The sequence below is a fragment of the Marinobacterium sp. xm-a-127 genome (assembly GCF_013283425.1).
Classification (GTDB): Bacteria; Pseudomonadota; Gammaproteobacteria; order Pseudomonadales; family Balneatricaceae; genus Marinobacterium_E.
Genome location: NZ_WBYH01000004.1, coordinates 311761 through 324902 on the forward strand (window position 1 = coordinate 311761; position 13142 = coordinate 324902).

The following is a 13142-nucleotide window of genomic DNA, read 5'->3' on the forward strand; positions in this document are numbered from 1 at the left end:
TCTACTGATTCCCCTCTATTAGGCGCCTTACTGGCGCAAATGAACGACGATATTCCGGTAATACCCCGTGCTCTTGTATCAGTTGAAGATGAGCCGGCGTCGGGTAGCCTTTATGTTTGGCAAATTGATACTGCGGAAATTGTGCGTCCAATTCTAGCATTTGATGATCACGATGTACCTTAGCAATGATAGAAGCCGCACTGATCTCTGCGACTTTTGAGTCACCTTTCACTACCGCTTCAACAGAGTAAGGAATCTCGGGGCATCGATTACCGTCCACATAGACATGATCAGGCACTTGGGATAAACCCAACACCGCTCGCTTCATCGCCAGCATTGTCGCGTGCAAAATATTCAATTCATCAATCTCTTGCGGCGTTGCAACCGCGATTGACCAGCACAACGCTCGCTCTTTAATTTCAATGGACAAAGCTTCACGACGCTTTTCAGACAGCTTTTTCGAATCCATCAACCCCTCAATAGGATTGTTAGGATCGAGAATCACTGCTGCTGCAACCACATCGCCAACAAGCGGTCCTCGCCCTACTTCGTCCACACCGGCAAAGAGAGAGTGCTCAGCAAAGTTAAATTCTTGAGGCTGCATCAGCTTCTAAACTCCAATAGTGTGGATACAGCTTCTGCCGCTTGCTCATCGGCATCTTGGCGAATTAGCCCAGACAGATCAGAAAATTCCTGCTGCAGCGATTGAATGTAATGGCTATCCGTCAGACTTTGTAAAACCAGAGGCTCTAATACCTCGACCCTCACATCAGACTGAAAAATCTCGGGAACCAATGCTCTGCCTGCCAATAGGTTAGGCAGGGATACATAGGGAGTTTTTAGCATTCGAGAAATAATCGCATAACTCAGCGGGGCCATTTTGTAGGCCACCACCATAGGCGTTGAACAGAGCATCGCTTCCAGTGTTGCCGTACCGGACGAAATCAAAACTGAGTCTGCCGCCATCAAACACTCCTGCGAGGAGCCTTGAACAAGTTTAATCTTACTCTCTGCCTGAGCCTCTCGAATTAACAGGGCTATCTGCTGATAACGGGCTTCGTTAGCGGCTGGAAGGATGACCTGAAGATTGGGAATCTTACTGCAAAGCGCGAGTGCCGTTTCAATGAACGGGGGTGCCAACTTACCCACTTCAGAACTGCGACTTCCTGGCATCAGAGCCAATACGGGACTCGCATCACTCAGACCAAGAGCCGTTTTGGCTTGGCTTTGACTAATAGAGAGTGGCAGCTGAGTGGCTAATGGATGGCCAATAAACTGAGCATTAACCTGAGTATCTTTGTAATACTTCGCTTCAAAAGGGAGAAAGCAGAGCATCAAATCAACCGACTGTTCAATCTTTTTTAGACGTTTCTCTCGCCAGGCCCAAACCGAGGGGCTGACATAGTGAACCGTTGGGATGGCACGCTCTTTTAAGACTCTCTCAAGACCTAAATTAAAGTCGGGAGCATCAATGCCAATAAAAAGATCGGGGGGTGTTTGCAACCACTTTTCTATTAACTTCTTGCGCCGTTTTAAAAGTTCGCGAAGCCGTTTTAAGACCTCCACCAGACCCATAACCGACAGACGCTCCATAGGAAACTCTGAATTAAGGCCCTGAGCAATCATTCGACGGCCTCCTACCCCCTCAAATGTGGCATTGGGATAGCGCTTCTTTAACGAACTGATCAACCCAGCGCCAAGAATGTCACCGGACTCTTCTCCAGCAACAATAGCAATCTTAATGGGTCTAGTTGAATTAACGGATGATTCCACGAGAGGAGTTACGTAGCGACTCAATCAATGGGGTCAATGCTGACTCGCCAGCTTCAAGCGACTCTAGTTGAGCGATCGCATCCGCAAGAGTAAGGTTTTTACGGTAGATCGTTTTATAGGCATTCTTAAGCGCACGGATCGACTCAGATGAGAAGCCTCGACGTTTTAGACCTTCAGCATTAATGCCGTGTGGTGATGCGGGATTACCGGTTGCAAGGGTGTAAGAGGGGATATCCTGGAGCACAACAGTACCGGCACCACACATAACATGTGCACCAATGTGACAGAACTGATGAACAGCTGTAAAACCGCCCAATATCGTATGATCACCAACATGAACATGCCCAGCTAAGGCTGCATTATTGGCCAAAATCGTATGATCACCGACAACACAGTCATGGGCCACATGGACATAGGCCATCAGAAGGTTATGACTGCCAATCTGCGTCAGGCTTTTATCCTGAACTGTTCCGCGGTGAATCGTTACGCCTTCTCGAATAACGTTGTTATCACCGATGATCAACTCTGTGGGTTCACCGGCATACTTTTTATCTTGGCAATCTTCGCCCACAGATGCGAATTGAAATATATGATTTCCGCTACCGATTTTGGTCGGGCCTTTGACGACAACATGTGATTCGATACGAGTATTTGCACCGATCTCGACATCAGGTCCGATGTAACTCCAAGGTCCAACCTCAACACCCTCTGCCAACTTAGCAGAGGGATCGATAATAGCTTGCGGGTGAATCAAAATCAGACCTTCCTATCAGCACACAGAATGGTTGCCGAGCTAACCGTTTCACCTTCAACCGTCGCTTTAACTTGGAACTTCCAGATACCGCGTTTTTCAGACAATACCAACGCTTCAAGCTGAAGGCGGTCGCCAGGCACTACTGGGCGTTTAAAACGCAGATTATCGGCACCCACAAAGTAGTAGATCGAACCATCCTGAGGTGTTTTATCCATGGTTTTAAAACCAAGAATACCGGCCGCTTGAGCCATCGCTTCAACAATCAAGACACCCGGCATGACGGGATGATCAGGGAAGTGGCCGTTAAAGAAAGGTTCGTTAACGGTCACATTCTTGTAAGCGACAATGGATTCACCGGGTGTTAGTTCTACAACGCGGTCAACCAATAGAAAAGGGTAGCGGTGCGGAAGGTATTTACGGATCTCATTTACATCCATCATATTCAGTTTTTAGCCTTATTCAGCAAGCTTTTTTACAAGCTTTTCTAGATTTTTAACGCGTTGGGACAACTCATCAAGTTGCTTAAACCGGACCACATTTCGCTTCCATTGAGCGTGAGGTTCAACCCCAGTACCCGATGAGTAAGCACCCGACTCTTTGATTGATTTACTGACCAAAGTCATCGCCGTGATGTGGGTTCGGTCGGCAATCTCTAAATGCCCCGTGACACCGCTCATACCTGCAATAGTACAATGAGAGCCGATACGAGTGCTACCCGCAATTGCAGTACAACCAGCTATGGCCGTTGACTCTCCGATCTCAACATTGTGTGCAATCTGAATTTGATTATCCAATTTCACACCATTAGCAATCAAAGTATCCGACAGAGCACCGCGATCGATCGTTGTGTTTGCACCGACCTCAACATCATCACCTAAAATCACACCACCGGCTTGGGCGATTTTTACCCAGCCTTGACCGTCATGAGCAAAACCGAACCCATCGGCTCCAATCACAGCACCAGAATGAATAATGCATCGCTTACCGATGGAAACTCCAGGATAGAGGGTTACATTCGCTTCAAGCCGTGTTGACTCACCGAGCAATACACCCTCACCTATGACCACGTTGGGACCCACATAGGCATGGGCAGCCACCTTAACTTGAGCGCCAACAATTGCACCCTCCGCAATCTGAGCAGAGGGGTCGATCTCGGCAGTAGGGTCTACTGTTGCAGTCGGCGCAATTCCAGCGACTAAAGGACCACGCCAATCAAACAGCTGCGATAACTTTGCAAAGGCTAGGTAGGGATTAGCAACGACAATAGCGCTATTGGGGACCAGATCAACGAACTCTGCACTGACTAGAACGACTTCAGCCTGAGTGTCTGGAAGCTGTTTTTGGTATTTGGCGTTGGATAGAAAAGAGAGCTGACCGATACCCGCTTTATCAAGGGTAGACATCCCAGAGATTAGACAATCACTACCAACAAGCTCTCCACCAACGCGAAGAGCTAAATCGGACGCTTTTTCGGAAAAATCAGTCAAACCCCAGTCACTCTTGGGCATTCAGGCGTTTAATAATCTCACCTGTAATATCGATTCTAGGCTCAACATAGATAGCCGACTGACGATTGATAATCAGCGAAATATCGCCTTCATCAATAAGCGCTTTGATGACCTGATCCAACTTAGGACGCATACCCTCTAAAAACTCTTTCTCCATAGCCGCTCGCTGCTGCTGAAGCGCTTGCAGCTGTCGCTGATACTCGCCATAGACTTTCTTGAATTGGAGATCTTTTTGCTGAATCTGTTCTTGAGTCAGCAGCCCCTTGTTCAACTCAAAATCAGACTGCATCTTCTTAGCCTGTGTCTCTAGATCACGAACCTGAGACTCTTGCTGGGAAGTGCTTTTGACTAAATCAGCGCGAAAGGCCTCTGCAGCATTACTCGACTGAAGCGCCGCTTGGACATCCAATACAACAGCCTGACCCGCATACGCTACGGAGGTAGTAAGGATTGCCAGAGAAACTAGGAGATTTTTCAACATCAGAACATACGCCCAATCGCAAACTGAACCTGCTCTTCTGTATCATCAGAAGAAGCATTCAGGGCTTTAGCACTTGAGATAGAGAGAGGACCAATCGGCGTGATCCATGATATGCCTATACCCGCTGAGTATCTCATATCATCAAAACTAGGATCGTCCTGATAGACAGAGCCACCATCTACAAAGAATAGAGTGCGCCAAGAGTCTTTATCTTCGACAAAGGGCATTGGGAAGATGAACTCAGCAGAACCAGATAGCAATCCGTTACCACCTATTACACTTGCACCATCTGCAGATTTTGGACCAATAGTATTAGCCGCATAACCACGCACACTGGTCAAACCACCGACAAAATAGTTTTCGAAGAAGGGGTAGTTACCGCCATCAATGGAGTCGGCGTAGCCTACTCGAGTGCGCAAAGCGCCAACAAAAGTCTCTTGTCGGTCAAATGGGTAGTAGTACTTACCAGTGTAGGTTGCCTTGGCGAAACTCAAATCACCGCCAGGCACCGCTATTTCAGTACTTAAAGATTGGTAAGTACCGCGAGTCGCGAACATAGCACTATTGAGTCGGTTACTGGTCCAAGAACCTGTCAATTTATAGGTCAGGTAATCCTTACCTTCAACATCGGTAAAGTCAGTAATAAATTTGGGTGCATTAGTACCTAAAACAATATCAGTCTTATCGATACCTAGACCAAAACGAAGGCGCTGGTACTCGTCGATTGGGTAGGAGAAGTTCACATCACCGCCAATAGAGTTGACGTCATAGTCTGAGATATCAGCTTCTGCATAATCTTTTTGGCTTACATAGAAGCCAAAACCGCGGCCAACACCATCGAGGGTGTAGTAAGGGTCATCGTAAGAGAAGGCTACCGATGTAACGACGTCAGACATATTGAATGAGGCGTTAAAACTGGTACCTGATCCTAAGAAATTATCCTGTTGGAATGCAGCTTGATAACCCAACCCCTCTGAGCTTGAGTAACCAACACCGGCACTGATTTGACCTAGCAGGCCCTCTTCAACATCGATGACCACATCGACTTGGTCCTCAACCCCAACAACGGGCTTGGTATTGATCGAAACCTTAGTAAAGTAGCCTGTTTTATCCAACAACTCTTTGGAGCGTTTAATATCTTTGCCGACCGCTACCGTACCCTCCATTTGCGGCATGGTACGACGAATCACTTCATCTGCAGTTGTTGAGTTACCACGAATCTCTATACGACGAACGTAAGTTAACTTTCCTGGAGCAACGAAGAAGGTTAAATCAACCTTACCCTCACCCTTCTCTTCAGGAACAACGGATACGCGAGCATTCAGGTAACCGTAGCCTGAAATAATCTCATTGAGTTCTGACTGAGTTTCAGTCACCAATTTTCTAGAGAAGGTATCTCCTGTAGAGACAAGCAGTGCTGCATTTAACTCTTCAGCATATTCTGCGATATCACCGGCCACTTTTACATCACTAAGAGTGAATAACTCGCCCTCGTTGATCGCTATCGTGATAAAAATCTGTTTCTGATCTGGGCTGATTGAGACATCGGTAGAGTCAACATTGAATTTCAAATAGCCACGATCCAGATAAAAACTGGTCATACGCTCAATATCAGCACTTAAGCGCTCTTTTGCGTATTTATCGTTATCGGTCCACCAAGAGAGGTAGTTGGTTAAGCCTGAATCAAACAGGTCAAGCAACTCTTCATCGCTGAATACGGTATTTCCTATAATGTTGATCTTCTGAATAACGGCCGTTTGACCCTCTGTAATCTCAACATTAATCGCCACACGATTGGACTCTAACTGTTCAACCTCGGTAGTCACCTCAGCGGTGTAGCGACCGGCCTCATTGTAGACACGAAGAAGTTCTAAGCGGATTTTATCCAATGCAGCCCGTCGAAAAATATCTCCCTCTTGAACGCCAGCTTGTTCTAGAGCACCCATAAGCTGCTCATCTTTAAGCATGTCGTTACCTTCAAGACGAATCAGCGCAACGGACGGGCGCTCTTTAACTCGAACAATCAACACACCTTGATCTTTGAGTAGCTCTACATCATCAAAATAACCGGATTCGAACAGATCTTTTGTCGCATCATTGAGAGCTCGTTGATCGACAAGATCACCACGATTAATCGGAAAATTTCGGAATACAATGGCTGGATCAACCTGCTGCAAACCTTCGATACGAATGTCATCGACGGCAAAATCACTGGCAATAGCATGGACCGAGAAGATAAGTCCTAACAGTGATAAGAGTGTGAAGCGTTTCATCCAGTGATTCCTCTAGTACGCTTAAAGACGCGCTAAATCGTTAAAAAATGCAATGGCCATCAAACTAAACAACAGCGCCATACCCAACCTCATTCCGAAAGCTTGGGTACGCTCGCTGACAGGACGACCTCGAATCAGTTCTACAAAATAGTACACTAAATGACCGCCATCTAGCATCGGAATTGGTAAAAGATTTAGCACACCCAAACTGATGCTGAGATAGGCCAAAAAACTGATAAAGGATTCCAACCCTGATGATGCCGAAGCGCCGGCCACCTTAGCGATCGTAATTGGGCCACTCAGATTTTTCACTGAAATGACACCAACGATCATCTTCTTGATCGAGTCCAGCGTCAGTCCAATCATCTGAACGGTCTTTTCGTAGGCACTCACTAGAGCATCCACCGGCCCCTGAGAGAGATCCCTTAACATATCGTCTGGCCACTGAGGGACGACAACGCCGGCACCGATATAGCCAACTAAGGCATCACTGCCGGGTCTTAGGCCGGGTCTTACAATCACCTCTTCGGACTGTTCATCACGAACAATTTCAAATCGAAGATCGGTATCGTAAGAAGCTTGCACTTTGCCAACCAAAGCCATCCAGTTATCGATAGGCGTATCGTCAATGCTGACGACCCTATCGCCCTCTTGCAGACCTGCTTTATAAGCTGGGCCATCAGGAGAGATTTGACCTATAACGGCAGGCACTTCTGGCTGCCAGGGTGACAAGCCAAAGGCTCGAAGTGGCGAAGTGGTCTCTAGATCAACATCCCAAGTTTGCAGATCAGCCGAGTAGTTTCTTAACCAACCAGAATTAGGTTCACCTGCACGAAGAGTTAATACACCTGTCTCACCCACTCGAGCAGCAAGCGCTAAATTGATCTCTTCCCATGAAAGCACTTCTCGCCCGTCAATCTCAGCGATCTCATAATTGGGCTGAAGACCGGCTTGCTCTGCAAGGGAGTCAGGTGCAACAGCGCCAACGACAGGTTTTACAACCGTCACCCCCCATATGAATAGGAACCAATACGCGAATAGGGCAAAGATCAAATTAACAAGAGGACCTGCTGCAACGATCGCGATTCGCTGATAGACGCTTTTGTTGTTGAACGCTTGAGATTTGAGCTCATCTGGAACCGGTCCTTCACGCTCATCGAGCATTCGAACATAGCCACCTAAAGGGATGGAGGCGACAGCATACTCAGTGCCATCTTTACCCTTGCGCATCCAGATAGGTTTACCAAAGCCGACAGAGAAGCGAAGCACCTTAACGCCACAACGACGAGCTACCCAGTAGTGCCCCCACTCGTGAATGGTGACCAGTATGCCAAGTGTTACAAGAAGAGAGAGAACCGTTTGGATAAAATCCATCACTTACCCTTAAAGAATCGGAAGCAGTTGAATTCCTAACAAAAACAGCGGTGCAGCAGCCGTAAGACTGTCGACACGATCCAGTACGCCACCATGACCTGGCAGGATCACACCACTGTCTTTGATACCACGTTCACGCTTAAACATGCTCTCAAACAGATCGCCAAATACAGAGACAACCACCACCAAAGCAGAGAGCGCCATCAGCAGAATAATAGAAGTAGAAGAGAGACCTAAGACAATCGAGAATCCAAGAGCGATCATCATGGCCGCTAACAAACCACCATAAACCCCTTCACGCGTTTTGCCAGGACTAACTTTAGGTAAAAGCTTAACTCGACCAAAGCGCTTACCGGCAAAGTAGGCGCCTATATCAGCACCCCAAACCAACAAAAACAGCAGCAGTAGTAATAGATGCGCGCTCTCATGGGTTTTCAGACCCACCATCGCCACCCAAGCAGGGACTAGCACCAACAGACCGGTAATCAACTTAGTCACAGTCCCATCGATACCTAGGGTCTTTGGGTAGCGAACCACCCGAGTAATCGCAAACACCCAAAATAGCGCTGCGACAACTAATATAGGGAGCGTCAAAGCAGTAACAAATGGGTAGATCGCTGCGATTACCACTCCCACTAACGCCACAAAGAGCGCTCGCATGCGACGTGAATAGAGCGCGAAATTACCCCACTCCCAGGCCCCAATCATCATCACAAGCGCCATAACGATAGCAAACCCAGACAAAGGTAGAAGGAAAACCGAACCTAGCGCCAATGGCGCCAAAATTGAAGCGGTAATGACGCGCTGTTTAAACATGACTTTCGGCCTCCAGTTGCTCACTGGTTCGGCCAAATCGACGCTCACGCGTTTGGAAGTTATCAACCGCTTTGAGAAGCTCTTCGCGGTTAAAGTCTGGCCAGTAGAGATCGCTGTAGTAGAACTCTGTGTAAGCGAATTGCCAGATTAAAAAGTTAGAGATTCGCTGTTCACCGGCCGTTCTGATGCAGAGATCTGGCAGAGGCTGATCGGCCAGTGAGACATGCTTTGAAATAAGATCTGCATTGATATCGGTAGGTTCTAGCTCGCCCTGCTTGACCTGCTCAGCAATCTGCTGAACCGCATGAGCAATATCCCACTGACCACCGTAGTTAGCTGCAATATTCAGATTAAGCGCAGTACAGTGGGCAGTCGCTTGTTCGCCTTTTTCGATGCGCTGCTGTAGTGATTCGGAAAAACCAGACTTATCACCAATGACACGAAGACGAATATTATTTTTGACGAGTTTTTTAACCTCACGATCGAGGGCAAACTTGAAGAGATCCATCAGACCACGGACCTCTTTTTCAGGACGGCGCCAGTTCTCAGAACTGAAGGCAAAAAGAGTCAGAGATTCAACCCCTGACTCCATACAGCCTTGAATGACATCACGGACACTATCGACGCCCGCTTTATGACCGGCGAGAGACGGCAAGCGACGCTCTTTGGCCCAACGGTTATTGCCATCCATAATGACGGCAATATGGCGTGGAGCAGGACGTGTATTGACGGTGTTATCGTTATTATCGGCCATTAAAGGTCGTATCCTAATGCGCTGTGCGCGAATTTGATGGATTAAATCTCCATCAAATCCTTCTCTTTTTGAGCCAACAGCTTGTCGATCTCAGCAACGTGCTTATCAGTCTCTTTTTGAACCTGATCTTCGCCACGACGCGCATCGTCCTCTGTTATCTCTTTCTCTTTCAAAAGATCTTTAATATCACCGTTAGCATCACGACGCACATTGCGCACAGCCACTCGAGCATTCTCAGCTTCGCCACGTGCCTGACGAATATAGCCCTTACGAGTCTCCTCGGTCAGCGCTGGCATTGGCACGCGAATAACATCACCGGCTGTCGCTGGGTTAAGACCAAGATCTGATTTCATGATCGCTTTTTCGATCTCAGGAACCATGTTCTTTTCCCATGGGATGATCGACAGTGTACGCGCATCTTCAACCGTCACGTTAGCAACCTGCTGAATCGGCATATCAGAACCGTAGTAGTGGACCATCACAGAATCAAGAATGGCAGGGGTCGCACGACCTGTTCGAATTTTTTTAAACTGCTCTACAAGAGAATCAACGCTTTTTGACATACGCTGATCAGCGTCTTGAACAATCTCAGTAATCATTATTTATCTCCGTTAGCGCTGCCGCTATCGATCAATGTACCCTCGTCGCCACCTACAACTAGGTTAACAAGAGCACCATGCTTGTTCATATTGAAAACGCGCACGGGCATATCGTGGTCACGGGTCAGACAGATTGCTGTCATATCCATCACACCCAGCTGACGCTCAAGCACCTCATCAAAACTTAGACGGTCGTAGCGCTCAGCCGTTGGATCTTTCATAGGATCCGCAGTGTAGACGCCGTCAACCTTAGTTGCCTTAAGTACCACATCGGCTTCGATCTCAATGCCGCGCAGACAGGCAGCAGAGTCGGTTGTAAAGAAAGGGTTACCGGTACCAGCAGAGAAGATCACCACATCACCTTGTGACAGGTAACGCATCGCATTTCGACGATCATAGTGATCCACAACGCCGCTCATCGGAATTGCCGACATCACTCGCGTCGCAATATTACAGCGTTCGAGTGCATCACGCATTGCAAGTGCGTTCATCACAGTGGCTAGCATACCCATATGGTCGCCAGTCACTCGATCCAATCCTGCTTCACTTAGCGCAGCGCCGCGAAACAGGTTACCACCACCAATCACTAGACCGACCTGAACGCCGATACCCACTAACTGACCGATCTCCAGAGCCATTCGATGAAGAACTTTTGGATCGATACCAAAGTTCTCTTCTCCCATTAAAGCTTCACCGCTTAATTTCAGAAGAATTCGCTTATATTTGGAGTTAGGCTTGTTTACAGGCATGGGCACCCCCGGCAGGCGATTAAAAGAAGTGTGATAAAGGTATATCGAAAACAACTAGCCCCGCAAGTCGGCAGGGCTAGTTTAGTACAGAATTAGCCTTGCAGCTGCTCTGCTACCTCTTGAGCGAAGTCTTTCTTCTCAACTTCAATGCCTTCACCAACTTCTAGACGGGTGAAACCGTTGATGTCAGTACCAGCATCTTTGATAAGTTTGCCGACAGTTGTCTCTGGGTTCTTAACGAACGCCTGTTCAACAAGGCTGTTTTCAGAAAGGAACTTCTTAACACGGCCGATTGCCATTTTCTCTTTGATCTCTTGTGGCTTACCTTCCATGTCAGGCTGAGCCATGATGATCTCTTTCTCGCGATCAAGCTCTTCCTGTGGCATATCTTCAGGCTTACACACACGAGGGTTAGCTGCAGAAACGTGCATAGCAACGTCACGAGCCACTTCAGTGTCACCACCTGCAAGAGAGACAAGACAAGCGATACGGTTGTTGCTGTGTACGTATCCAGCAACGACTGCACCTTCAACAAGAGCGATACGGCGAACAGTAATGTTCTCGCCAATCTTTTGAACTAGCGCTTCACGAGCCGACTCAAGGTCACCAGCCATTAGAGCTGCAACATCTGTCTGCTTATCAGCAAACGCTTTGTCAGCTACCTGGCTAACAAAACCAAGGAAACCTTCGTCACGAGCAACAAAGTCTGTTTCAGAGTTAACTTCAACGATTACACCGTAGCTGTTGTCGTCAGCAACACGAACCACAACAACACCGTCAGCAGCAGTACGGCCAGCTTTTTTAGCAGCTTTTAGACCTGAAGACTTACGTAGATCTTCAATCGCCTTATCAACATCACCACCAGACTCAGCAAGTGCTTTTTTACACTCCATCATGCCTAGGCCAGTACGATCACGCAGCTCTTTTACCATTGCCGCAGAGATATTTGCCATTTTGCAATCCTCATTTAAGAAATTAGTTAGGTAAATCTAAAAAAGGGGAGCCTGGCTCCCCCTTTTGAAAGTATGTAAGTTAAAGGTTACAAACCTAAGACTGAATTACTCAGCCGCTTGCTCTTCAACTTCAACGAATTCGCTTGCAGCGCCACCCGTTGCATCAGAACCTTCTAGGCACGCGTCTGCAACAGACTGAGCGTAGATCTGAATGGCACGTAGTGCGTCATCGTTACCTGGGATAACGTAGTCAACACCGTCTGGGTTGCTGTTAGTATCAACAACACCGATGACAGGGATACCAAGCTTGTTAGCTTCGTTGATTGCGATGCGCTCGTGATCTACGTCGATAACGAATAGAGCATCTGGAAGACCGCCCATATCCTTGATACCGCCGATAGATAGCTCAAGCTTAGCCATTTCACGGCTACGCATTAGCGCTTCTTTCTTAGTCAATTTCTCGAAAGTACCATCTTGTGCTTGAGCTTCAAGATCACGTAGACGACGGATCGACTGACGGATTGTCTTGTAGTTAGTTAGCATGCCACCCAACCAACGGTGGTTTACGTAAGGCATGCCCGCACGTGATGCTTCTTCTTTAACAACCTTAGCTGCTGCACGTTTAGTACCAACAAAAAGAATTTTGTTTTTGTTAGAAGCCATGTTTTTAACAACGTCTAGTGCGTTGTTCATAGCTGGCAGAGTGTGCTCAAGGTTGATGATATGAATTTTGTTACGCGCACCGAAGATGAACTTCGACATTTTTGGGTTCCAGTAACGAGTCTGGTGACCGAAGTGAACACCTGCTTTAAGCAGATCGCGCATATTTACTTGTGCCATTTGGTATTTCCTCTATGGGTTTAAACCTCCACACCCCCCATTTATCAACCCCTTAGGGCACCCAGACAAACGTGTCGAAGTGTGTGTGTTTTAGTTTTAGTGCCGAAGCACGATTTTTGGGAGCGCAGTTTATACCATAAAGACTAACGTTTGAGAAGTAATTTTACTCCCTACCTACCTTTTAAAGCGGATGTCAGGCTGAAGGCCAGACACCCAATTAAAAACCACTTAAAGATCTAGGGCGTCTGGCTTTCAGCCTGACATCCGC

Annotated in this window: 14 protein-coding genes; all 14 read right to left on the reverse strand. The window is 47.4% G+C overall.

Annotation, left to right across the window (positions count from 1 at the left end; all coding sequences use genetic code 11):
* Position 1 precedes the first annotated feature (1 nt).
* Complete coding sequence (gene rnhB, locus XMA127_RS09380) at positions 2 to 604, reverse strand: ribonuclease HII (RefSeq protein ID WP_173483414.1); 603 nt, start codon at positions 602 to 604, stop codon at positions 2 to 4.
* The gene (gene lpxB / locus XMA127_RS09385) at positions 604 to 1797 is read right to left on the reverse strand and encodes a lipid-A-disaccharide synthase (RefSeq protein WP_217362078.1); all 1194 of its coding nucleotides are present in this window, start codon (positions 1795 to 1797) and stop codon (positions 604 to 606) included. The genes rnhB and lpxB overlap by 1 nt, the downstream gene beginning before the upstream one ends.
* Positions 1757 to 2527, reverse strand: coding sequence for an acyl-ACP--UDP-N-acetylglucosamine O-acyltransferase (lpxA, locus tag XMA127_RS09390; protein ID WP_173484531.1), 771 nt, complete (start codon positions 2525 to 2527; stop codon positions 1757 to 1759). The genes lpxB and lpxA overlap by 41 nt, the downstream gene beginning before the upstream one ends.
* Before the next feature lie 2 nt (positions 2528 to 2529).
* Positions 2530 to 2967 (reverse strand): 3-hydroxyacyl-ACP dehydratase FabZ, encoded by a 438-nt coding sequence (gene fabZ, locus XMA127_RS09395; RefSeq protein WP_173481446.1) that lies wholly within the window; start codon positions 2965 to 2967, stop codon positions 2530 to 2532.
* Between the two features lie 15 nt (positions 2968 to 2982).
* Positions 2983 to 4014 (reverse strand): UDP-3-O-(3-hydroxymyristoyl)glucosamine N-acyltransferase, encoded by a 1032-nt coding sequence (gene lpxD, locus XMA127_RS09400; protein WP_254443599.1) that lies wholly within the window; start codon positions 4012 to 4014, stop codon positions 2983 to 2985.
* Between the two features lie 7 nt (positions 4015 to 4021).
* Complete coding sequence (locus tag XMA127_RS09405; protein ID WP_173481448.1) at positions 4022 to 4516, reverse strand: OmpH family outer membrane protein; 495 nt, start codon at positions 4514 to 4516, stop codon at positions 4022 to 4024.
* A complete protein-coding gene (gene bamA, locus XMA127_RS09410) occupies positions 4516 to 6789 on the reverse strand; it encodes an outer membrane protein assembly factor BamA (RefSeq protein ID WP_173481449.1) in 2274 nt (757 codons plus the stop codon). The genes XMA127_RS09405 and bamA overlap by 1 nt, the downstream gene beginning before the upstream one ends.
* Positions 6790 to 6810: 21 nt before the next feature.
* Positions 6811 to 8163 (reverse strand): RIP metalloprotease RseP, encoded by a 1353-nt coding sequence (rseP, locus tag XMA127_RS09415; RefSeq protein ID WP_173484529.1) that lies wholly within the window; start codon positions 8161 to 8163, stop codon positions 6811 to 6813.
* Between the two features lie 9 nt (positions 8164 to 8172).
* Positions 8173 to 8979, reverse strand: a complete 807-nt coding sequence (locus XMA127_RS09420) for a phosphatidate cytidylyltransferase (protein WP_173481451.1) — start codon at positions 8977 to 8979, stop codon at positions 8173 to 8175.
* Positions 8972 to 9733: an isoprenyl transferase gene (locus tag XMA127_RS09425; RefSeq protein ID WP_173481452.1), complete on the reverse strand. Its 762-nt coding sequence runs from the start codon at positions 9731 to 9733 to the stop codon at positions 8972 to 8974. The genes XMA127_RS09420 and XMA127_RS09425 overlap by 8 nt, the downstream gene beginning before the upstream one ends.
* 41 nt (positions 9734 to 9774) lie before the next feature.
* Complete coding sequence (gene frr, locus XMA127_RS09430) at positions 9775 to 10332, reverse strand: ribosome recycling factor (protein WP_173481453.1); 558 nt, start codon at positions 10330 to 10332, stop codon at positions 9775 to 9777.
* A complete protein-coding gene (gene pyrH / locus XMA127_RS09435; protein WP_173481454.1) occupies positions 10332 to 11081 on the reverse strand; it encodes a UMP kinase in 750 nt (249 codons plus the stop codon). Before pyrH ends, frr begins: the two co-directional genes overlap by 1 nt.
* Before the next feature lie 92 nt (positions 11082 to 11173).
* Positions 11174 to 12034, reverse strand: coding sequence for a translation elongation factor Ts (gene tsf, locus XMA127_RS09440; protein ID WP_173481455.1), 861 nt, complete (start codon positions 12032 to 12034; stop codon positions 11174 to 11176).
* A gap of 105 nt (positions 12035 to 12139) precedes the next feature.
* Complete coding sequence (gene rpsB, locus XMA127_RS09445; RefSeq protein WP_173481456.1) at positions 12140 to 12874, reverse strand: 30S ribosomal protein S2; 735 nt, start codon at positions 12872 to 12874, stop codon at positions 12140 to 12142.
* Positions 12875 to 13142: the final 268 nt, after the last annotated feature.